Raw genomic sequence first — 20,405 nt, forward strand, 5'->3', positions numbered from 1 at the left:
ATGGCAGATCGTATCCCGCTCGCGCTTGTCGGCATCGGCAAGATTGCCCGCGACCAGCATATCCCGTCGATCGCTGGTGGTGACGACTTTGTCGTTGCCGCCGGCGTCAGCCGTCACGGCAAGGTCGAGGGTGCCGAGAACTTCACCGACTTCAATGCATTCCTGGCTGCACGGCCGGATATCAAGGTCGTGTCGCTCTGCACGCCGCCGGAAGTACGGTTCGACATGGCAAAGGCCGCGATTGCAGCCGGTCGCCATGTGCTGATGGAAAAGCCGCCGGCAACCACGCTCGGCGAGGCAGAGGCGCTTTCGGAGCTTGCGGCCAAGGCCGGCGTTACGCTGTTTGCCACCTGGCATTCCCGCTTTGCGCTTGGTGTCGAGCCTGCTCGCCAGTGGCTCTCGGACAAGGTCATTCAGTCGGTTTCGATCGTCTGGAAGGAAGACGTCCGTCGCTGGCATCCGGGTCAGGCCTGGATCTGGGAGCCGGGCGGCTTCGGCGTTTTCGATCCCGGGATCAACGCGCTGTCCATTCTGACCGAGATCATTCCCGGCCACATCATGGTCGAGACGTCGGTTCTTGAGTTCCCGGAAAACAAGAAGCAGCCGATCGCCGCTTCAATCGCCATGCGGACCGTCGAAGGAGCGCCTGTGACGGCCGAATTCGACTGGCGACAGGAAGGCCCGCAGACGTGGGACATCACAGTCCAGACGAATGCCGGCGAGTTGCGTCTTTCAAAGGGCGGTTCGGAACTCTATATCGGGGGTAACGAACAGGCGTCCGGGCCGGACCGCGAATATGCGGGCATCTACGAACGCTTCGCCAAGCTTATCCGCTCCCACCAGAGCGACACAGACTATCAGCCGCTGCGCATCGTGGCGGATTCCTTCCTTTGCGGGGAACGAAAAGTCGTCGCTCACTTTGAAGACTGAGATGAAAAGGAGGCCCTTCCCATGGCCTATACACCGACTGGAAAACACCTGATCGCCGGCACCTGGATTGCCAGCACGGATACCTTCGCCTCGTCGCCTGCCACGGGCTCCTCCCACACCTTCTCCAAGGGCACCCCTGCCCTGGTCGATCAAGCGGTGAAGGCTGCCGAAGAGGCCTTCGAGACCTATGCCTATTCGACCCGCGAAGAGCGCGCTGCTTTCCTCGAGGCGATTGCCGAAGAGATTGATGCGCGCGGTGACGCCATCACGGAGATCGGCTCCCAGGAAACCGGCCTGCCGGAAGCCCGCCTGATTGGCGAACGTGGCCGTACGGTCGGCCAGCTCCGTCTCTTTGCGGCCCATATCCGCAAGGGCGATTACCTTGATCGTCGTCATGACGAGGCCCTGCCCGACCGCAAGCCATTGCCGCGTGCGGACCTGAAGATGGTCCAGCGTCCGATCGGTCCCGTTGCCGTCTTCGGTGCCTCGAACTTCCCGCTCGCCTTCTCGACAGCTGGTGGAGACACGGCGGCAGCACTTGCTGCCGGCTGCCCGGTCGTGGTGAAGGCCCATGATGCCCATCCGGGCACGGGCGAAATCGTTGCCTCGGCCATTGACGCTGCGATCAAGCGCACGGGTGTTCATCCGGGCGTGTTCTCGCTCGTGCATGGCGGCAGCCGTGACGTCGGTCAGGCGCTTGTCCAGCATCCGCTGATCAAGGCTGTCGGTTTCACCGGCTCGCTCGGTGGTGGTCGCGCGCTTTTCGATCTCTGCGCCCAGCGCCCCGAGCCCATCCCGTTCTTCGGCGAGCTCGGCTCCGTCAACCCGATGTTCATGCTGCCCAAGGCCGTCGCCACCCGTGGCGAAACGATTGCCAAGGGCTGGGTTGGTTCGCTCACTATGGGCGCCGGCCAGTTCTGCACCAATCCGGGCATTGTGGTCCTCTTGAAGGGCGCAGATGCCGACAAGTATGTCGAGACCGCAACAGAAGCGCTCTCGGCCGTCGGCCCGCAGACCATGCTGACCAACGGTATCGCCGATGCCTATCGCAAGGGTGCGACGCGGATCGCTGGTACTGAAGGTGTCCGTTCGCTGCTGACCTCCACCTGCGACCTGCGCAATGCGACCCCCTATCTCTTCCAGACGACTGCGAAGGACTGGCTCGACAACCATGTGCTCGGCGAGGAAGTCTTCGGTCCGCTCGGCCTGATCGTCATCGCGGACAGCGAAGACGAAATGGTCGCGATGGCCCGCAGTCTTTCAGGTCAGCTGACAGCGTCGATCCACGTCGCCGACGGCGACGAGCCGGTCGCGAAGCGGCTGATGCCGATCCTGGAGCGCAAGGCAGGCCGCGTGCTGGCCAACGGCTTCCCGACCGGCGTCGAAGTGGCCGATTCCATGGTTCATGGCGGCCCCTACCCGGCTTCCACGAACTTTGGCGCCACCTCGGTCGGTACGCTGTCGATCCGTCGTTTCCTGCGGCCGGTCTGCTTCCAGGACATCCCGGCGGCGCTGTTGCCGATCGATCTCGCCTGAGGACCTGCTGTGACTGCATCACCGTTTGCCGCGCTCGTCGACTGGGGCACCAGCAATCTCCGTATCTGGCTCGTCGACAGCCAGGGCACGGTCATCGGTGAGAGACAATCCGCTGAGGGCATGGGCAGCCTTGATAAGGCTGCCTATCCCGCCGTTCTGGAAGGCCATCTGACAGCCCTTGGTGCGACATCCGACCTGCCGGTCGTGATTGCCGGAATGGCTGGCGCGCGGACCGGCTGGCGGGAAGCGCCTTATGTCGAGACACCGGCCCCACTGGTCGGCCTATTCCAGCATGCCGTCCAGCCTGAGGGCGTGAGCCGGCCCGTCTACATCCTCCCGGGCGTGTGCCAGCGCGAGGGTGGTGCCTATGACGTGATGCGCGGCGAGGAAACACAGCTTGCCGGCGCCCTGGAGCAGGGGCTGGACAACGCCCTGTTTTGCCTTCCGGGAACGCATTCCAAATGGGCACTGGTCGAAGATGGGCAAGTTCGCCGTTTCTCGACGGTGATGACCGGCGAACTGTTCAATCTCATTAGCCGGCAATCGATCTTGCGTCTTTCGGTGCCGGAAGACGGTGATGCGGAAGCCGATCCCGAGATCTTTGATGCGGCAGTCGCACAGGCGCTTGAGCCCGGATTTGCTCTGACTTCCGTGCTGTTTTCGATCCGCGCCGAGGGATTGCTGGCCCAGCCAGGCACCAAGGTCAATCCGGCCGCGCGTTTGTCGGGTCTTCTGATCGGGGCCGAGATTGCAGCGATCCGGGACGATCTGAAACGCCACGGGAAGGCCTATCTGATTGGAACAGGCAAGCTGACGCGTCTTTATGCCCGTGCCATCACCAAGGCCGGCGGTGAGCCTGTCATGCTTGATGGCGGCCTGCTCGTGCGCCGGGGCTTGCTCGCTTCGGCCCTTGCGCTTTTCGACCACGAATTCAAGGACTGAATGATGACCGCATCCGTTGCCTGGCCCGCGCTTCGCCGCAACCTCGTCGCCATCCTGCGCGGCATCAAGCCGACCGAGATCGAGGCGACCGTCGACGCTCTCGTCGAGGCTGGCTTCGAAGCGATCGAAGTTCCGCTGAACTCCCCCGATCCCTTCGTCTCGATCGAGAAGGCCCGCAAGCGGGCGCCTGCAAACGTTCTGATCGGTGCCGGCACGGTTCTTGAGGTGGCGGAGGTCGATCGTCTCCATGATGTCGGCGGAAACCTGCTGGTGACCCCCAATGTCGAACCTGACGTGATCCGTCGCGCCGTGGCTCATGGCATGGTGGCGATGCCGGGCGTGTTCACCCCGACCGAAGCGCTGCTTGCTGCCAAATCTGGTGCTGCGGCCCTCAAATTCTTCCCGGCCAGCGTTCTTGGACCGGGCGGTATTTCGGCGATCAAGGCGATTCTGCCGGCCCATCTGCCAATTGGTGCCGTCGGCGGCGTGTCGGACGCCAATTTTGCAGACTACTGGAAAGTCGGCGTACGTGCCTTTGGCCTGGGCTCCAGCCTCTATAAGCCGGGCGACGACGCAAAGGTCATCGGCGAGCGTGCGATCAGGAGCGTCGAAGCCTACGACGCGTTGCAGGGATAAGTCTGAGCGTGTCATGAATCCAAAAGACCTGTCCGGCTTGCTGGGCAGGTCTTTTTGGTTTTATGGGACCGTTGTTTGCTTGTGACAAGAATCACGCTTCAAATCAGATTAATGCGCCTCTGCCGCAATTTGAACATACACCCGCCGTTTTTTGCGATAAAGTATAACTAACTTGGTTGGCGCGATGCGCCAAACGGTCCGGTCTGGCGCATTGACCCCTTACCCCCAGCCCCCCAATGCTTCCGGGCCGGACCACACCAGGCTTTCTTTCTTTATAACGAAGCAGGCTTGGACATCATCACCGTCGCTCCGACGATGTGAGACGGGTTTCCATTCTGATCTGCTGCCTGCAATAGAACTGCGCAGCCGTCACTTTTGTCGTCGCCCATGCGCTTGGCGGGTAGAGTGATATCAAGTGGCTTGCCATCCCACATCCCGACCGTCTGTACGTCCGTCACACTGTGCCAATAGTCGAGTTTCTGCCCGACATTTTCACCCTTAAGCACTTCGACCGTCTGGCGCTGGCGAAAATAGACCACCACAACATTCGCCTTGCCTTCACCAGCCCCCACCGAAATGGACAGCTGGTCGTCATGGCGTGACGCTCTCACAGGAACCGCCAAGCCGTCGCCTTCGCTTTGCATCCTCTCAAGCCGACCATCGATCTCGGCAGCGTCGGTGCCCTTTAGGTGTTCACGACCGTTCAGGACCGCCTGAGGCGTATAGACCCCGCTGCGGCCAAAGGACTTGGAGTAGGCGTATTGCCGCTGGGTGTTCTCCGGGGATGCAAGTGTATCCGCCCAACCCAGATAGTTCCAATAGTCCACGTGGTAGGAGAGTGCCACGACATCGCCCTGGCGGACCAACTGTTCAAAGGCACGGTCTGCCGGCGGACAGGAACGGCAGCCCTGTGACGTGAAGAGCTCGACCACGCCCTTCGGGGCGACAAACTGATCGGAGTGGGCCAGCGACGGCATGAAAACCATAACCACAATGGCGAGGGTGGTTGCCCATCCCCTTACATGTCTCGAAATGATCCTGCGTTGCTCTTTTCGCATGCTGCTGACTGATGCCTTCACCTGAGTGCAGAACTGATAACGCCAGAAGCGTCAGGCGGAAAGTCACGATGGGGTGAAACTTTCATGATGGCATGCTCTTGGTCGAACAAAAAAAGCCGCCGGTTAACCCGGCGGCTGCTGTTCATTATGGTCGATTAGCAATCAGGCGGCGAGGTCGCGCAGAACAGTCTGCAGGATGCCGCCGTTGTTCATGTAGGTGACTTCATCCAGCGTATCGATGCGGCAAAGCAGCGGTACGTCCTTCACGGTGCCATCGGAATAGGTGATCTTGGCGATCTTCTTCTCGCGTGGCTTGATATCGCCTTCGAGACCTTCGATCGTGACGATCTCGTCGCCCTTGAGGTTCAGCGAAGCCCAGGTGGTGCCTTCCTCGAATGTGAAGGGCACGACGCCCATGCCGACGAGGTTCGAGCGGTGGATACGCTCGAAGGACTGCGCCACGACTGCCTTGACGCCGAGGAGATTGGTGCCCTTGGCGGCCCAGTCACGCGACGACCCGTTGCCATATTCGACGCCGGCGAAGATGACGAGCGGAACGCCCTCTTCCTTGTACATCATGGCCGCATCGTAGATCGACAGCTCTTCCTTGGACGGATAGTGGACCGTGTAGCCACCTTCCTTGCCGTTCGGGCCGAGCATGTGGTTGCGGATGCGGATGTTGGCGAAGGTGCCGCGCATCATGACTTCATGATTGCCACGGCGCGTGCCGTACTGGTTGAAGTCAGCCACAGCGACGCCGTTGTCGGTCAGGTAGGCACCTGCCGGAGACGCTGCCTTGATCGAACCGGCCGGAGAAATGTGGTCGGTTGTGATCTTGTCGCCGAAGAGACCAAGGACGCGGGCGCCGTTGATGTTCTTCAGGCCTGAGCCTGTCTTGCCCATGCCAACGAAGTAAGGCGGGTTCTGGACATAGGTCGACTTGTCGTCCCAGGCATAGGTCTGACCGGCGGGGACCTGAACGGCCTGCCAGTTTTCGTCGCCCTTGAAGACGTCGGCATATTTCGATTCGTAGAGTTCGCGCGTGACGTATTTCAGGATGAATTCCTGGATCTCGTGCGAGGTCGGCCAGATGTCCTTGAGGAACACCGGGTTGCCGTTCTGGTCTTCACCCAGCGGCTCCGTGGTCAGGTCCTTCTGGACGGTGCCGGCAAGCGCGTAGGCGACGACCAGCGGCGGCGATGCCAGGTAGTTTGCCTGTACGTCCGGCGAGATGCGGCCTTCGAAGTTGCGGTTGCCCGAGAGCACGCCGGCCGTGATCAGGCCCTTGTCGTTGATCGTCTTCGAGATCGGTGCCGGCAGCGGGCCGGAGTTGCCGATGCAGGTGGTGCAGCCGAAGCCGACCAGGTTGAAGCCCAGCGCGTCGAGCGAGACCTGCAGGCCAGACTTAGCCAGATATTCGCCGACAACCTGCGATCCCGGTGCCAGAGAGGTCTTGACCCACGGCTTGGACTTCAGGCCCTTGGCAACGGCGTTGCGGGCGAGAAGGCCGGCCGCAATCAGCACGCTCGGGTTCGAGGTGTTGGTGCAGGACGTAATGGCGGCAATCGCGACGTCGCCATGGCCGATGTCATAGTCGGTGCCTTCAACCGCGTAGCGGTTGGTCAGCTGGCCTGGCTTCTTGTAGTCGTTTTCCAGCGCCGTTGCGAAGTTCGGAGCGATGGTTTCGAGCGGCAGACGGCCTTCCGGACGCTTCGGGCCGGCCATGGACGGGACAACGTCGCCGAGATCGAGTTCGAGCGTGTCGGTGAAGACGAGGTCCGAGCCGTCGCTGTCGCGCCACATGCCCTGAACCTTCGAATAGGCTTCGACGAGGGCGATACGGTCCTTGGTGCGACCAGACATGGTCAGGTAGTTGATTGTTTCGCCATCAACCGGGAAGAAGCCGCAGGTCGCGCCGTATTCCGGGCCCATGTTGCCGATGGTCGCGCGGTCTGCGAGCGACATCGAATCAAGGCCGGGGCCGAAGAATTCGACGAACTTGGAGACAACGCCCTTCTTGCGCAGCATCTGCACGACGGTCAGGACGAGGTCGGTCGCGGTCACGCCTTCCTTCACCTTGCCGGTGAGCTTGAAGCCGATGACTTCAGGCAGCAGCATGGAGACCGGCTGGCCGAGCATGGCGGCTTCGGCTTCGATACCACCCACGCCCCAGCCGAGAACGCCGAGACCGTTGATCATCGTGGTGTGGCTGTCCGTGCCGACGCAGGTGTCCGGGTAGGCGGTGGTTTCGCCGTCCTCATCCTTGGTCCAGACGGTCTGGCCGAGGTATTCCAGATTGACCTGGTGACAGATGCCGGTGCCCGGGGGAACGACGCGGAAGTTCTTGAATGCCTGCTGGCCCCACTTCAGGAAGCGGTAGCGCTCGCCGTTGCGCTCGTATTCGAGCTCGACGTTGCGGGCAAAAGCTGTCGGTGTGCCGAATTCGTCGACGATAACCGAGTGGTCGATGACGAGGTCGACGGGAACCAGCGGGTTGATCTTTTCCGGATCACCACCGAGATTGACCATGGCGTCGCGCATGGCGGCGAGGTCGACGACGGCTGGAACGCCGGTGAAGTCCTGCATTAGCACGCGGGCCGGGCGATAGGCGATTTCTGCCTCGGTCAGGCCCTTGTTGACGAGCCAGGCGGCAACGGCTTCGATGTCTGCCTTGGTGACGGAACGGCCGTCTTCATTGCGCAGCAGGTTCTCGAGGAGCACCTTCATCGAGTAGGGCAGCTTCGATACACCGGCAAGGCCGTTCGCTTCGGCCTTCGGAATGCTGTAGTAGACGTAGTCCTTGCCGTCGACGGTCAGGACCGACCGGCAATTGAAACTGTCAAGAGATTTTGCCACGGATAGAAACCCCGCTTGAAACTGATAGCCAACACAATCGTGCGGACGCCCATGCACTTCATGCACATCAGGATGCGGGTACGACCATTTCCGCTGTCCGCCCGTGAAACCGCTCCTCGCGGTGTTCAAGTTCGGCACAAGGATGAACTTCACGCCGGCCGCTGGCGTGGTTGCAGGTCTTATAGATAATTTCTAAGAAAGGCGCCAGACCGACGAAGGGCGAAATCGGATTTTTTTATGAGGCAGGCCTCATCCTGCCAGAAGGCGACCATGATCAGGCTTGAAGCCGAAAATCTCTCAGCGCGCCGTGGCGAGGATCTGATTTTCGTTAATGTTTCCTTTACGTTGACTGCTGGAGAGGCGCTGGTTCTGACGGGCCGGAACGGCTCTGGTAAGTCGACGCTCTTGCGCGTCATTGCCGGCTTGCTTCGTCCGGAAACGGGCCGTGCGGTCTGCCTTTCGGGCGCGGATTCAGAGATCCGGCCGGCTGGAGAATTCAGCCACTATCTCGGTCATCGCAACGGGATGAAGCGGGAGCTGACGGTCGCCGAGAATCTTTCGTTCTGGAAGTCGTTTCTCGGCGATATCGATGGCGGGCAGAGCCTGGATGTTGAGGAGGCTGCGGCGGCCGTCGAGCTCACCGGCATTACCCACCTGCCCTATGGTTACCTCTCCGCCGGACAGCAGCGCCGATTCGCCATGGCGCGGCTCCTCGTCGCCTATCGGCCCATCTGGATACTGGACGAGCCGACCGCCGCTCTCGATCGGCGAGCAGATGCCATGTTTGAAGGCCTTGTGCAGCGCCACCGCCAAGCGGGCGGCATCGTCCTTGCAGCGACGCATCAGCCCCTCGGTCTCGACGGCGCTCACAGTCTTGAGATGCTTGGCTTTGACGGTGTCGACATGGAGTATTCCGCATGATGGCTCTGTTCCTGCGAGACATGAAACTTTCCGTTCGCGCCGGCGGCGGTGCGCTCATTGGCGTCCTGTTCTTCACCACCGTCGTTGCCGTCATACCCTTTGGCGTTGGGCCGGATCTCAATCTCTTGTCGCGTATCGGCCCGGCTATCGTCTGGATCGGGGCGCTGCTGTCTGCCCTGCTCGGGCTCGACCGTCTGTTTCAGGCGGAACGCGACGACGGCTCACTCGATGTTCTCCTGATGCAGGAAACACCACTGGTTTTGACGGTGCTTGTCAAATGTCTCGCCCATTGGGTGGCGACTGGACTTCCGCTCGTCATTGCCTCTCCGTTGCTCGGTCTCTTCATGAACATGGACGAAGTCGCCATCGGCGCCGTGATGCTGACGCTTCTGGTGGGATCGCCGGCGATCACCTTTATCGGTGCTGCGGGTGCTGCGGTTGCGGTGGCCCTGCCCCGTGGCGGTTTGCTGGTCTCCATCCTCGTGCTTCCGCTCGCAGTTCCGATCCTGATCTTCGGTGTCAGCGCCTCCTATGCGGCGGTCGAAGATCCCGCCCCGTTCCTGCCGCCGTTCATGTTCCTGTCGGCCATCACACTTCTCTTTGCCGTGATCGGACCCGTTGGTGCGGCGGCTGCGCTGCGCAGTTCGGCTGACTGAGATATTCCAGCTTGACCAGGATCAATTGCAGGCGGGATTGAGACAGGATAGAACGGGTTATGACCGACAATAGCCTCGCCGTGACCAAGATCATCGACCTCGCCAACCCGACGCGATTCCTCGCTTTTGTCGAGAGAGCCCTGCCGTGGTTCAGTGGAGTGACCGTGCTGCTTTTCGTTGTGGGGCTCTATCTCGGCTTCACGTCGGAGACGGATTACCAGCAGGGCGACACGGTGCGCATCATGTATGTGCATGTGCCTGCCGCCTGGCTCTCGATGATGTGTTATTCCGTGATGGCCATTTCCGCGATCGGTACGCTGGTCTGGCGTCATCCGCTGGCGGATGTCAGCCACAAGGCCGCAGCACCGCTTGGTGCTGCCTTCACCCTCATCGCGCTCGTCACCGGCTCCCTCTGGGGCAAGCCGATGTGGGGTACGTGGTGGGTCTGGGATGCGCGCCTTACCTCGGTCTTCGTGCTGTTCCTGATGTATCTCGGCCTGATAGCGCTCAATCGCGCCATGGATGACCCGTCCAAGGCCGCACGTGTCAGTGCCGTTTTGATCCTCGTCGGTTTCGTCAACATCCCGATCATCAAGTTCTCGGTTGACTGGTGGAACACGCTGCATCAGCCGGCAAGTGTCATGCGGCTCGACGGGCCGACGATCCATCCCGAGTTCCTCTGGCCACTGCTGGTCATGGCGTTCGCCTTCACCCTTCTTTTCTTCACGCTCCACCTGATGGCGATGCGCAACGAGATCTGGCGTCGGCGCGTCGGTGCCCAGCGTCGCATGGCGGCTCGCCAGGCTGGTCGGGAGCATCAGGCATGACACACGCCTTCTATGTGATCGGTTCCTATCTGCTGACGGCGGGGATCTGTCTTGGCCTGACCGTCTGGATCTATCTCGACGGCCGGGCGCGCCAGAACGAACTCAAGGCGCTGGAAACGCAGGGCATTCGCCGGCGTTCGACAGCATCGTCGCAGGACACAAAGGCATGATGGAGAATGGCGATAGCAATACTGCGTCCGCCGCCAAAGGGCGTGGGCGCTTTGTCATCGCAGCCCTGCCGCTCGTCCTGTTTGCTGGCCTCGCGACCGTCTTCATGACCCAGCTGCAATCGGGTCGGGATGTCTCCGAGATCCCGTCGGCGCTGATCGGCACCAAGGCGCCGATGCTCGATCTGATTGCCCTTGATGGATCCGAGCGTCCGGCACTGACGACTACAGCCATCTCGGGCAAGCTGACGCTGGTCAATGTGTTTGCCTCGTGGTGCGTGCCCTGCCGCCAGGAACACCCGATGCTTCTGGAGCTGTCCAAGGATCCTCGCGTCAATATCGTCGGGATCAACTACAAGGACCGGAACGAGAACGCGCTCAGGTTCCTGGGCGAACTCGGTAACCCGTACGCGGCCATCGGCGTTGATCCGAATGGCAAGGCCGCGATCGACTGGGGTGTCTATGGTATTCCGGAGAGCTATCTCGTCGGTCCTGATGGCACGATCCTCTACAAGAAGGTCGGCCCCTTCGATGCGGAAAGTTTCCAGACGCAGCTGATGCCGGCGATCGAAAAGGCGCTCGGCAAAGGCTGATCCGTCCCGGTCAGAGCGCACCCTGCCAGGTCTTTACAGCCTCGATTGGCCAGACGAGCATCAAGACATTGAGGGTCAGATTGTCCCGGATGACGAATGCCGTCAGAACCTCGAAGCCGAGTGCGATCACGACGGTCAGCCACAGGGGCACGCGGGCTGCGAAGAAGAAGCCGGCGATCATCGCCACCATGTCCATGCCGGAATTCAGGATGCTGTCGCCTGTGTAGCCGATCGCCATGGTCGCTGTCCGGTAGCGGTCGATCACCATTGGCGAGTTTTCCAGGATCTCCCAGGCTGCTTCGATCAGGGCGGCCAGCGAAAGCTTTGCGGTGATCGGCTGCTTGCGCATCACCAGCCAACCCAGACCATAGAACAGGAAGCCGTGGATGATGTGCGACGGCGTGTACCAGTCAAACAGATGCTGCGAATTGCCGGGTGTGTTCACGCCGGCTTCGAAGAGCTTCACATAGCCGCATTCGCAGATCCAGAGGCGCCCCATCAGATATTGAGAGACAACCTGAACCAGGATGATGACGGAGGTCACCACCAGCCAGAAACGCGTCGTCGAGTTCCCGCCCGCCTGGCCGGTCATGTCGCTCATTGCTGTTCCTTGTCTTCCAGGGAGTGCTTCATGAGCAGCGGCATCTGCGCCAGCGTGAAGAGGATCGTGATCGGCATGGTGCCCCAGACCTTGAAGCTGACCCAGACATCATCCGAGAAGTTCCGCCAGACGACCTCGTTCAACACCGCGAGGAAAAGGAAGAAGATGCCCCAGCGGAATGTCAGCTTGCGCCAGCCTTCCGCGTCGAGCTGGAAGGCGGCGTTGAAGACGTAGCCCAGCAGCGAGGTGCCGAAGGCGAGCCCGCCGAGCAGAACCACGCCGAAGAGCGTGTTGACGATCGTCGGCTTCATCTTGATGAAGGTTTCGTCCTGCAGCCAGATCGACAACCCGCCGAAGACCAGAACGACGATGCCCGAGACGAAGGGCATGACCGGCAGGTGCTTGAAGACGATCTTCGAAATGATCAGCGAGATGACCGTTGCGACCATGAAAAGGGCGGTCGCGATCAGGAGCGGTCCGCCGATTGCGGTGAGCTCCGGAAATGTTTTCGCCAGCCATTCGCCGCGCAGGTTGCCGAAGAAGAAGATCAGCAGCGGCCCGAGTTCGAGCGCCATCTTCAACACGGGGTTCTGTTTTTCGGCCTGGGAGGCCTGGGTATCGGTGGATGTGTCCGACATGATGTCGTTTCCTAACGTTTCCGGCGCTCAGCGCGCTATGCCGGCGATGGCGCTGGCGAAATCTTCGGCCTCGAAGGGTTCGAGGTCGTCGATGCCTTCGCCGACGCCGATGAAATAGACGGGCAGCTTATGCTTGGCCGCGATGGCAACCAGGATGCCGCCGCGTGCCGTGCCGTCGAGTTTGGTCATGATCAGGCCGTTGACGCCCGCGACGTTGCGGAAGATCTCGACCTGCTGCAGGGCATTCTGGCCCGTCGTCGCATCGAGTGTCTGCAGCACTGTATGCGGCGCGTCCGGATCGAGCTTGCCGAGAACGCGGACGATCTTTTCAAGCTCCGCCATCAGTTCCGCCTTGTTCTGCAGGCGGCCGGCAGTGTCGATGATCAGGACGTCGGCCTTGTCGGCCTTGGCTTTTTCGAAGGCTTCATACGCCAGACCTGCAGCATCGGCGCCGAGCTTGGTGCCGAGGAAGGTCGAACCGGTACGGTCGGCCCAGATCTTCAGCTGTTCGATGGCCGCCGCACGGAAGGTATCGCCGGCCGCCAGCATCACCTTCAGTCCCGAGCCCGACAGCTTTGCGGCCAGCTTGCCGATGGTCGTCGTCTTGCCGGTGCCGTTGACGCCAACGACGAGAATGACATGCGGCTTGTGGCTGAGATCAAGGGCCAGCGGCTTGGCGACCGGCTTCAGCACCTTGACGATTTCGGTCGCCATGATCTTGGTGACGTCTTCGCCGGTCACATCCTTGCCGTAACGCTCGGAGGCCAGTGTGTCCGTGACGCGCAGGGCGGTTTCGACGCCGAGGTCGGCCTGGATCAACAGGTCTTCCAGTTCCTCCAGCGTCTCGTCATCCAGCTTGCGCTTGGTGAAGAGCGCGGTGATCTGGCTCGTCAGCTGCGAGGAGGTACGGAACAGACCCGCCTTCAGGCGCTGGAACCAGCTCAGTTTCTCTGCCGGGGCAGGGGCTTCGGGTTCTGGCGCCCTGGTCTCAGCGGTGGCGAAACCCTTGGGCAGGACGGGGACAACGGGCTCAGATGCAAGATCCGAGACGGCCGCGGCTTCAATTTCTGCTTCCGGCTTGTCGGTTTCCGCCTCGAGCAAGTCTAGCGGCACCATGGAGAGATCTTCAGGCGACAGATCGTCCGACGGTCCGCCGGCCGTTTCCATTTCCTCGGCGAGAACCGGGTTCTCGGCCACGGCTAAATCTTCGTCGCGACCCTTCGGCTCGCTTTCCGCCGAAATCGCAGCCTTTTCCTCGGCCGTCAGCTCCGCCGGCGCTGCAGGCGTTTCTGCCGGCTTCTCCTTGCCGAAGGTGAAGACTTTCTTGATGAAGCCGAGGGCCATGGTCACTCTAATCCGTCTGTCAGGCAGCCGCGTCAGCCGCTGCCGATGCAATCGTCAGATGGCGGCCGGTGTGGCCGCCGATCGAGACCTCGATGAGGCTGCCGGGTTTCATGCCGGGCGCTGCAACGAGGGTGAAGTCTTCCGTATGCGCCATTTCATTGCGCTCGACCAGCAGCTTCTGCCGGGTCCCGACGCGTGAGGCCAGATGCACAGCCTGCAATCTTTCAGCCACCGCGCGAAGGTCTGCCGCCCGTGCCTTGACGAGTGCCCGATCAAGCTGCGGCATCCGAGCCGCCGGCGTGCCGGGGCGGGGGCTATAGGGAAAGACATGCAGATGCGCGATTCCGATCTCTTCGGCCAGGAGCGCCGAGTTTGCCGCCATCTCCTCGCTCTCCGTCGGAAAACCGGCGATCATGTCGGCGCCAAAGGCAAAGCCGGGGCGCAGGCGCCGGACCTGCTCGGCAAAGGCAATCGCATCGGCGCGCGAATGCCGGCGCTTCATACGCTTCAGGATCAGGTCGTCGCCATGCTGCAGCGACAGATGCAGATGCGGCATGAAACGCGGCTCGTCGGCGATCAGGTCGAAGAGATGGCTGTCCGCCTCGATGCTGTCGATCGAGGAGAGGCGAAGCCGCAGGATCTCCGGCACCTGCTTCAGCAGTGTCTTGGCGAGAAGGCCGAGCGTTGGATTTCCCGGCAGGTCCGCGCCATAGCTCGTCGCATCCACCCCGGTCAGCACCACCTCGCGGTAACCGTTTTCGACGAGTTTGCGCGCCTGTTCGACGACGGCGCCCATCGGCACGGAGCGCGAATTGCCACGACCATAGGGGATGATGCAGAAGGTGCAGCGGTGATCGCAGCCATTCTGAACTTGGAGGAAACCGCGCACATGGCCGTCGATATGGGCGACCATCTGCGGTGCCGTCTCGGTCACGCTCATGATGTCGTTGACGGCCACCTTCTCTTCCGCCGAGACGCCGAAATCCGGCAGGCGGCGATAGTGCTCGGCCTTAAGCTTTTCCTCGTTGCCAAGGACAGCGTCGACCTCGGGCATGGCAGCGAAGTTTTGCGCTTCGGTCTGAGCCGCGCAACCGGTGACGATGATGCGGGCTTCGGGATTTTCCCGGCGCGCGCGGCGGATCGCCTGGCGGGCCTGTCGTACGGCCTCGGAGGTGACCGCACAGGTGTTGACGAGGATTGCGTTGTCGAGCCCGGCCTTGGCGGCCTCCGCCTTCATGACCTCGGATTCGTAGGTGTTCAGGCGACAGCCGAAGGTGATGACCTCGACAGAACCCTTTTGCAAAGACGTCACGGGGTGGCGGCCTCTGCATCGGCGCTTACATCGCGCTGCCAGCTGCCGGTCACCGGATCAACCGTGCCGGACCATTCCCATTCGGCGGGGCCGGTCATGACGACCTTGTCGTCGGGGCGCCAGTCGATGGTCAGCGTGCCGCGATTGGGGCTCGACGCCACCGTGATCGTCACCTTACGCTCGGTGCGACCGGTTCGAGCAGCGGACACGCCAGCCGCACAGGCGGCAGAGCCGCAGGCGAGCGTCAGGCCGGCGCCGCGTTCCCAGGTGCGCGTGATCATTGATGTCTTCGAGGTGACCTGGGCCAGCGTGATATTCGCCTTTTCCGGGAAGATCGGGTGGTTTTCCAGGAGCGGGCCAAAGCGTTCCAGATCATAGGTCATCGGATCGCGATCAACCCAGAACACAGCATGCGGATTGCCCATCGACATGGCCGAGGGCGAATGCAGGATCGGCGCGTCGATCGGGCCAATCTGCAGCTCGATGCGACTGGTGTCGTGGAATTCTTCCGAGAGCGGGATCTTGTCCCAGGCAAAGACGGGCTTGCCCATGTCGACGGAGATCGTGCCGTCAGGATGCTCGACGGCATTCAGGATGCCGGCGACGGTCTGAAAGGTGAAGCTCTTGCGGCCGGTCTCGCTGGCGAGCGCCTGCACCACGCAGCGCGTGCCGTTGCCGCAGGCTTGCGCCTTCGAGCCATCGCAATTCAAGATGTCGATATAGGCGTCGGTGCCGTCAACTCTCGGATCATGGATGGCCATGATCTGGTCGAAGGCGGTCGCGGGGTCGGCGGCGAGCGCTATGGCGGCAGCCGGCGTCACCCGGTCGGTGCGACCGCGCATGTCGATGACCAGGATCTTGTTGCCAAGCCCGTTCATAACAGCGAATTCGACCCGATCCGACATCGTCACTCCATACAACTGCACTTTCAGCCTATATGGCGGAAATACAGCCGAATTACCAGTGGAGCGACCAAAACCGCACGACCATGGTCAACGCCAGTGCTCGGTCGCCGCAAGCCATTCCCGGGTTCGCCCCTCGGGATCGGCATGCAAGGTAATGTCCGTCACGACAGCCGCGCTGTCTGCCCCTGCTCCAAAGACACCGGGTAGACGGTCAGGGCGAAGCCCGCCAATGGCGACCAGGGGCAGGGGGCCGATCTTTTCCTTCCACACCGTCAGTCGTTCCAGGCCCTGCGGCGCCCAGGGCATTTTTTTCAGGATCGTTGGATAGACGGGGCCTAGGGCGATATAGTCAGGCTTGGCGGCCAGCGCCGTTTCGAGTTCGGCATCATCGTGCGTCGAGAGGCCAAGCTTCAGGCCTGCGCTGCGGATCGCTGCGAGATCCGCGGTTGCCAAATCCTCCTGGCCGAGATGGACGGAGTCGCAGGCCTCGTCGATGCCGATCTGCCAGTGGTCGTTGACGATGAGCTGGCAGCCATGATCGGCACAGCATTGCCGGGCGCGGCGGATGTGCTGGCGAAGCACGATTTCCTCGGCGTCTTTCATCCGCAGCTGCACCAGCTTGACGCCCAGCGGCACCAGCCGCTCGATCCAGTCGGCACTGTCGACGATGAGGTAGAAGGGATCGAGCTTCATGCGAAGACCCCCTTTCCGATGACGGGGGTGGATGGCACGGCCATGTCGCGCGGTTCCAGCATGCCGGCCTGATGGGCGATATGCCCTGCCTCGATCGCCTTGGCAAAGGCCTCGGCCATCTCGGCCGGATCACCGGCCGAGGCAACAGCGGTGTTGAGCAGCACGGCGTCGTAGCCGAGTTCCATCACCGCCGTGGCATGGGACGGGCGCCCGATGCCGGCATCGACGATCAGCGGTACGTCGGGGAATTCCGCCCGCATGGATTTGAGTGCCGGCAGATTCTGCGGCCCCATGGCGCTGCCGATCGGTGCGCACCAGGGCATCAGCACCCGGCATCCGGCGGCGAGCAGCTTCTCCCCGACCACCAGATCATCGGTGGTGTAGGGGAAGACCTCGAAGCCCTCGGTAACAAGGATCTTCGCCGCTTCCACCAGTTCGAAAACATCCGGCTGCAGTGTATCGTGATGACCGATCACCTCGAGCTTGATCCAGTTTGTGCCAAAGACCTCGCGCGCCATCTTTGCCGTCAGCACCGCTTCGCGGGCGCTGTGGCAGCCGGCGGTGTTGGGCAGAATCTCAACGCCGAGGTCGCGGATCAGCTGGAAGAAGGCCCCGCCCGCCTTGCCGCCTGCGGTTTCCCGGCGCAGCGAGACGGTGACGATTTCGGTCTTCGATCGCCGCACCGCCTCCGCCAGGATCGCGGGCGAGGGGTAGCGGGCGGTGCCGAGCAGGAGGTGCGAAGTGACGGTCTTGCCGTAGAGTTCCAGGGCCATATCAGCCTCCCTGCATGGGCGAAAGAATCTCGATCCGGTCGCCCTCCTTCAAGGGATGGGCGGCGCGCTCCTCGCGGTGAACAAGGTCGCCATTGACGGCGGTTGCCAGCCACTCGCCTTCGTAGTCGAGCTTTGCGAGCAGGTCGGCGAGGTTGCCGGCATCGAGCTCCAGGGCTTCTCCGTTGACGGTGAGCTTCATGCGCTCCTCCTTCTCTCAGATGCGTGCGTGGTCGTCAGCCTCTCTGCCGCCTCACGCGCCAGTGCTGGAGCCAACAGAAAGCCGTGGCGGTGCATGCCTGCCACCGCCAGGCCTTCGGAGGTTTCAATGAGGCGGGGCACATTGTCTGGGAAAGCCGGGCGGATGCCGGTGCCGGTTTCCACGATGCGCGCCTCGGCAAAGGCGGGGTGCAGCGCATAGGCGGCGTTCAGCAGTTCCATCATCGAACGCGCCGTGATCGGCCCGTCATCCTCAGTCTCAATCATGGTCGCGCCCAGCATGAACAGCCCGTTGCCGCGCGGCACGATGTAGAGAGGGTGGCGGGGATGCAGAAGGCGGACGGGGCGTGAGAGCGTGACATCACCCGTCTCCAGATAGAGCATCTCGCCGCGCACACCCCGCAGCCCTTCGATCTCGCCGATCGCCTGTGGTCCCCGGCAATCGATCACCCTCGCATAGCCTCCCGCATCACCCGCCTCCTCTCCGAAGCGGAAGGAGACGCCGAGCTGCCGCGCCGCCCGATAAAGACCCCGCAAGGCCTGGCGCGGATTAAGATGCGCCTCCTCTGAAAAGAAGAGGCCGCTGCCGAAACGTCCAGCGAGATCCGGCTCAAGCTCTGCGATCTCGTCCTCTCCCACCCAGCGATGGCCGCGCGTGCGGGTCGCAAAACGCTTGAGGTCGGCGAGATCGCGGGGATTGGCCAGCACCAGTGTGCCCCGGCGCTGGACGAGACCGGGAACGGCCTCGTCCCACCAGTCGGCAGCCAAGAGACCTGATGTCAGGACGATCTCTTCCGCCGCCTCCCGCTCGCAATAGGGGGCAAGCATGCCGCCCGCCCGGTGGGAGGCGCCAAGCCCGATATCGGCCCGGCGCTCCACGACCTCGACAGGGATACCCCTGCGCGCCAGTTCCAGCGCCGTCGCCAGCCCTGCGACACCGGCGCCTTTCACCAGGACGGTCATGACCGCTCTCCTATTTCGAGTGCTGCGATCTCGTCTGCGGTCATGTAGAGATCGCCGCCTGCGCGGTATTTCTCCGCCATGGCGCTCAGGCCCTCCTTCTGTGCCTCGGCGCGGATGTCATGCGAGATGCGCATCGAGCAGAATTTCGGGCCGCACATCGAGCAGAAATGCGCCACCTTGTGCGCCTCCTTCGGCAGGGTCTCGTCATGCATGGAGCGCGCCGTTTCGGGGTCGAGAGACAGATTGAACTGGTCCTCCCAGCGGAATTCGAAGCGGGCGCGGGACAGCGCATCGTCGCGCAGCTGTGCTGCCGGATGACCCTTGGCGAGATCGGCGGCGTGCGCCGCGATCTTGTAGGTGATGACACCGGTCTTGACGTCGTCGCGGTCCGGAAGGCCCAGATGCTCCTTCGGCGTGACGTAGCAGAGCATGGCCGTGCCGAACCAGCCGATCATCGCCGCCCCGATGCCGGAGGTGATGTGGTCGTAACCGGGGGCGATGTCCGTCGTCAGCGGCCCCAGCGTATAGAAGGGCGCTTCGCCACAGGTCTTCAGCTGCTTGTCCATATTCTCCTTGATCTTGTGCATGGGAACATGGCCGGGCCCCTCGATCATCACCTGGCAGTCCTTGCCCCAAGCGATCTGCGTCAGTTCGCCCAGCGTCTCCAGTTCGGCAAACTGGGCGGCATCATTGGCATCGGCAATCGAGCCCGGGCGCAGTCCATCGCCCAGCGAGAAGGAGACATCGTAGGCGCGGCAGATGTCGCAGATTTCCTCGAAATGCTCGTAGAGGAAGCTCTCCCTGTGATGATGCAGACACCACTTGGCCATGATCGAACCGCCGCGCGAAACGATGCCGGTGACGCGGTTGACGGTGAGCGGGATGTACTGCAGCCGCACGCCGGCATGGATGGTGAAATAGTCGACGCCCTGCTCGGCCTGCTCGATCAGGGTGTCGCGATAGACCTCCCAGGTCAGGTCTTCGGCGATGCCGCCGACCTTTTCCAGCGCCTGGTAGAGCGGCACGGTGCCGATCGGCACGGGTGAATTGCGGATGATCCAGTCACGGATGTTGTGAATGTTGCGGCCGGTTGAGAGATCCATGACCGTATCGGCGCCCCAGCGGATCGCCCAGACCATCTTCTCGACTTCCTCGGCCATGGAGGAGGTCACGGCCGAATTGCCGATATTGGCGTTGATCTTCACCAGGAAATTCCGGCCAATGATCATTGGCTCCAGTTCCGGATGGTTGATGTTGGCGGGGATGATCGCCCGTCCCAGCGCGATCTCCTGGCGGACGAATTCCGGCGTCACGTGATCCGGGATCGCAGCGCCAAAGCTTTCGCCATCGCGGACAAGCGCTTGCCCAACAGCCTTGCGGCCAAGGTTTTCGCGGATCGCCACATATTCCATTTCCGGCGTGATGATACCGGCGCGGGCATAGGCAAGCTGCGTCACGGCCTTGCCGCCCGTGGCACGAAGCGGCTGATGTTTCACGGGAAACGCTGGCGTCAGCTTGTCGGCAGAGACGAAGCCGTTGTCCTCGGGCTTTACATCGCGGCCGTCATAGGCCTCGACATCGCCGCGCTGTTTGAGCCAATCGAGACGGTGCCGGGCAAGCCCCTGGTCGATGGCGATAGTCGCCTGCGGGTCGGTATAGGGACCCGAGGCGTCATAGACATTCACAGGCGGTTCGCCGGAGGTCGGGTGCAGCGCGATCTGGCGCAGCGGCACGCGGATATCCGGGTGTATGTCCCCTGCTAAGAAGATCTTGGTCGAGGCGGGAAGCGGCCCTGTTGTGACGTCGGGCCTGTTGAAATGCGGGGCAATGTTCATCGT

At 62.2% G+C, this 20,405-nt stretch carries 21 protein-coding genes; 9 read left to right on the forward strand and 12 right to left on the reverse strand.

All coding sequences use genetic code 11. The annotated features are described in order from the left end of the window. Genes J2045_RS15860 through J2045_RS15875 form a run of 4 tightly spaced genes read left to right on the forward strand, consistent with a single transcriptional unit; the run spans window position 1 to window position 4,044 of the window. Window positions 1-930 carry a Gfo/Idh/MocA family protein gene (locus J2045_RS15860; protein ID WP_307374488.1) on the forward strand — a complete coding sequence of 310 codons (930 nt, stop codon included), beginning with the start codon at window positions 1-3 and terminating at the stop codon, window positions 928-930. 21 nt (window positions 931-951) lie between these two features. Beyond that, window positions 952-2,466, forward strand: coding sequence for an aldehyde dehydrogenase (NADP(+)) (locus J2045_RS15865; protein WP_307374489.1), 1,515 nt, complete (start codon window positions 952-954; stop codon window positions 2,464-2,466). Between the two features lie 9 nt (window positions 2,467-2,475). After that, window positions 2,476-3,408: a 2-dehydro-3-deoxygalactonokinase gene (locus J2045_RS15870; RefSeq protein WP_307374491.1), complete on the forward strand. Its 933-nt coding sequence runs from the start codon at window positions 2,476-2,478 to the stop codon at window positions 3,406-3,408. Window positions 3,409-3,411: 3 nt separating this feature from the next. After that, on the forward strand, window positions 3,412-4,044 hold the full coding sequence (locus J2045_RS15875; protein ID WP_307374493.1) for a 2-dehydro-3-deoxy-6-phosphogalactonate aldolase: 633 nt from the start codon (window positions 3,412-3,414) through the stop codon (window positions 4,042-4,044). Between the two features lie 272 nt (window positions 4,045-4,316). Here the strand turns inward: J2045_RS15875 and J2045_RS15880 are convergent, their stop codons facing one another. Both J2045_RS15880 and acnA read right to left on the reverse strand, forming a co-directional pair. Continuing rightward, window positions 4,317-5,030, reverse strand: a complete 714-nt coding sequence (locus J2045_RS15880) for a DUF1223 domain-containing protein (protein ID WP_307374641.1) — start codon at window positions 5,028-5,030, stop codon at window positions 4,317-4,319. A 234-nt stretch (window positions 5,031-5,264) separates the two neighbouring features. Then, entirely contained in the window at window positions 5,265-7,958 is a 2,694-nt protein-coding gene (acnA, locus tag J2045_RS15885) for an aconitate hydratase AcnA (protein ID WP_307374495.1), read from the reverse strand. A 273-nt stretch (window positions 7,959-8,231) separates the two neighbouring features. Between acnA and ccmA the strand changes: the two genes are divergently transcribed. From ccmA to J2045_RS15910, 5 genes are read left to right on the forward strand one after another with little or no spacing between them, the layout of a single operon-like run. Next, window positions 8,232-8,879 (forward strand): heme ABC exporter ATP-binding protein CcmA, encoded by a 648-nt coding sequence (ccmA, locus tag J2045_RS15890; protein WP_307374643.1) that lies wholly within the window; start codon window positions 8,232-8,234, stop codon window positions 8,877-8,879. Next, on the forward strand, window positions 8,876-9,535 hold the full coding sequence (gene ccmB, locus J2045_RS15895; RefSeq protein ID WP_307374497.1) for a heme exporter protein CcmB: 660 nt from the start codon (window positions 8,876-8,878) through the stop codon (window positions 9,533-9,535). Before ccmA ends, ccmB begins: the two co-directional genes overlap by 4 nt. Window positions 9,536-9,594: 59 nt before the next feature. Beyond that, window positions 9,595-10,362 carry a heme ABC transporter permease gene (locus J2045_RS15900; protein WP_307374499.1) on the forward strand — a complete coding sequence of 256 codons (768 nt, stop codon included), beginning with the start codon at window positions 9,595-9,597 and terminating at the stop codon, window positions 10,360-10,362. Then, a complete protein-coding gene (ccmD, locus tag J2045_RS15905; RefSeq protein ID WP_307374501.1) occupies window positions 10,359-10,532 on the forward strand; it encodes a heme exporter protein CcmD in 174 nt (57 codons plus the stop codon). The genes J2045_RS15900 and ccmD overlap by 4 nt, the downstream gene beginning before the upstream one ends. Further along, window positions 10,532-11,122: a DsbE family thiol:disulfide interchange protein gene (locus tag J2045_RS15910; RefSeq protein WP_307374645.1), complete on the forward strand. Its 591-nt coding sequence runs from the start codon at window positions 10,532-10,534 to the stop codon at window positions 11,120-11,122. Before ccmD ends, J2045_RS15910 begins: the two co-directional genes overlap by 1 nt. A 10-nt stretch (window positions 11,123-11,132) precedes the next feature. On the opposite strand, the gene J2045_RS15915 is transcribed toward J2045_RS15910, so the two are convergent. The 10 genes from J2045_RS15915 to thiC form a co-directional block, all read right to left on the reverse strand. Beyond that, entirely contained in the window at window positions 11,133-11,714 is a 582-nt protein-coding gene (locus tag J2045_RS15915) for a DUF2585 domain-containing protein (RefSeq protein WP_307374646.1), read from the reverse strand. Between the two features lie 5 nt (window positions 11,715-11,719). Continuing rightward, complete coding sequence (locus tag J2045_RS15920) at window positions 11,720-12,361, reverse strand: septation protein A (protein ID WP_298462941.1); 642 nt, start codon at window positions 12,359-12,361, stop codon at window positions 11,720-11,722. Window positions 12,362-12,388: 27 nt separating this feature from the next. Continuing rightward, window positions 12,389-13,705, reverse strand: a complete 1,317-nt coding sequence (gene ftsY, locus J2045_RS15925; protein ID WP_307374504.1) for a signal recognition particle-docking protein FtsY — start codon at window positions 13,703-13,705, stop codon at window positions 12,389-12,391. A 19-nt stretch (window positions 13,706-13,724) separates the two neighbouring features. Next, a complete protein-coding gene (gene mtaB / locus J2045_RS15930; protein WP_370873147.1) occupies window positions 13,725-15,017 on the reverse strand; it encodes a tRNA (N(6)-L-threonylcarbamoyladenosine(37)-C(2))-methylthiotransferase MtaB in 1,293 nt (430 codons plus the stop codon). Next, window positions 15,014-15,922, reverse strand: coding sequence for a diaminopimelate epimerase (dapF, locus tag J2045_RS15935; protein WP_307374506.1), 909 nt, complete (start codon window positions 15,920-15,922; stop codon window positions 15,014-15,016). The genes mtaB and dapF overlap by 4 nt, the downstream gene beginning before the upstream one ends. A gap of 87 nt (window positions 15,923-16,009) precedes the next feature. Beyond that, on the reverse strand, window positions 16,010-16,615 hold the full coding sequence (locus J2045_RS15940) for a thiamine phosphate synthase (protein ID WP_307374508.1): 606 nt from the start codon (window positions 16,613-16,615) through the stop codon (window positions 16,010-16,012). Continuing rightward, entirely contained in the window at window positions 16,612-17,388 is a 777-nt protein-coding gene (locus J2045_RS15945) for a thiazole synthase (protein ID WP_307374510.1), read from the reverse strand. The genes J2045_RS15940 and J2045_RS15945 overlap by 4 nt, the downstream gene beginning before the upstream one ends. Window position 17,389: 1 nt before the next feature. After that, the gene (thiS, locus tag J2045_RS15950) at window positions 17,390-17,587 is read right to left on the reverse strand and encodes a sulfur carrier protein ThiS (RefSeq protein ID WP_307374511.1); all 198 of its coding nucleotides are present in this window, start codon (window positions 17,585-17,587) and stop codon (window positions 17,390-17,392) included. After that, window positions 17,584-18,567, reverse strand: a complete 984-nt coding sequence (gene thiO / locus J2045_RS15955) for a glycine oxidase ThiO (protein ID WP_307374513.1) — start codon at window positions 18,565-18,567, stop codon at window positions 17,584-17,586. Before thiO ends, thiS begins: the two co-directional genes overlap by 4 nt. Then, the gene (thiC, locus tag J2045_RS15960; RefSeq protein ID WP_307374515.1) at window positions 18,564-20,402 is read right to left on the reverse strand and encodes a phosphomethylpyrimidine synthase ThiC; all 1,839 of its coding nucleotides are present in this window, start codon (window positions 20,400-20,402) and stop codon (window positions 18,564-18,566) included. Before thiC ends, thiO begins: the two co-directional genes overlap by 4 nt. Between the last annotated feature and the right edge of the window lie 3 nt (window positions 20,403-20,405).

This window comes from Peteryoungia aggregata LMG 23059 (genome assembly GCF_030814435.1).
Classification (GTDB): Bacteria; Pseudomonadota; Alphaproteobacteria; order Rhizobiales; family Rhizobiaceae; genus Allorhizobium; species Allorhizobium aggregatum.

What these genes read in the sequence shown, in the direction of transcription:
- thiO (WP_307374513.1), bottom strand. Translation starts at nt 18,567, where the DNA reads ATGACCGTCCTGGTGAAAGGCGCCGGTGTCGCAGGGCTGGCGACGGCG.
- thiC (WP_307374515.1), bottom strand. Translation starts at nt 20,402, where the DNA reads ATGAACATTGCCCCGCATTTCAACAGGCCCGACGTCACAACAGGGCCG.
- dapF (WP_307374506.1), bottom strand. Translation starts at nt 15,922, where the DNA reads ATGTCGGATCGGGTCGAATTCGCTGTTATGAACGGGCTTGGCAACAAG.
- J2045_RS15865 (WP_307374489.1), top strand. Translation starts at nt 952, where the DNA reads ATGGCCTATACACCGACTGGAAAACACCTGATCGCCGGCACCTGGATT.
- thiS (WP_307374511.1), bottom strand. Translation starts at nt 17,587, where the DNA reads ATGAAGCTCACCGTCAACGGAGAAGCCCTGGAGCTCGATGCCGGCAAC.
- J2045_RS15860 (WP_307374488.1), top strand. Translation starts at nt 1, where the DNA reads ATGGCAGATCGTATCCCGCTCGCGCTTGTCGGCATCGGCAAGATTGCC.
- J2045_RS15900 (WP_307374499.1), top strand. Translation starts at nt 9,595, where the DNA reads ATGACCGACAATAGCCTCGCCGTGACCAAGATCATCGACCTCGCCAAC.
- ccmB (WP_307374497.1), top strand. Translation starts at nt 8,876, where the DNA reads ATGATGGCTCTGTTCCTGCGAGACATGAAACTTTCCGTTCGCGCCGGC.
- J2045_RS15910 (WP_307374645.1), top strand. Translation starts at nt 10,532, where the DNA reads ATGGAGAATGGCGATAGCAATACTGCGTCCGCCGCCAAAGGGCGTGGG.
- J2045_RS15875 (WP_307374493.1), top strand. Translation starts at nt 3,412, where the DNA reads ATGACCGCATCCGTTGCCTGGCCCGCGCTTCGCCGCAACCTCGTCGCC.
- ftsY (WP_307374504.1), bottom strand. Translation starts at nt 13,705, where the DNA reads ATGGCCCTCGGCTTCATCAAGAAAGTCTTCACCTTCGGCAAGGAGAAG.
- J2045_RS15880 (WP_307374641.1), bottom strand. Translation starts at nt 5,030, where the DNA reads ATGGTTTTCATGCCGTCGCTGGCCCACTCCGATCAGTTTGTCGCCCCG.
- J2045_RS15940 (WP_307374508.1), bottom strand. Translation starts at nt 16,615, where the DNA reads ATGAAGCTCGATCCCTTCTACCTCATCGTCGACAGTGCCGACTGGATC.
- J2045_RS15915 (WP_307374646.1), bottom strand. Translation starts at nt 11,714, where the DNA reads ATGACCGGCCAGGCGGGCGGGAACTCGACGACGCGTTTCTGGCTGGTG.
- ccmD (WP_307374501.1), top strand. Translation starts at nt 10,359, where the DNA reads ATGACACACGCCTTCTATGTGATCGGTTCCTATCTGCTGACGGCGGGG.
- J2045_RS15945 (WP_307374510.1), bottom strand. Translation starts at nt 17,388, where the DNA reads ATGGCCCTGGAACTCTACGGCAAGACCGTCACTTCGCACCTCCTGCTC.
- J2045_RS15920 (WP_298462941.1), bottom strand. Translation starts at nt 12,361, where the DNA reads ATGTCGGACACATCCACCGATACCCAGGCCTCCCAGGCCGAAAAACAG.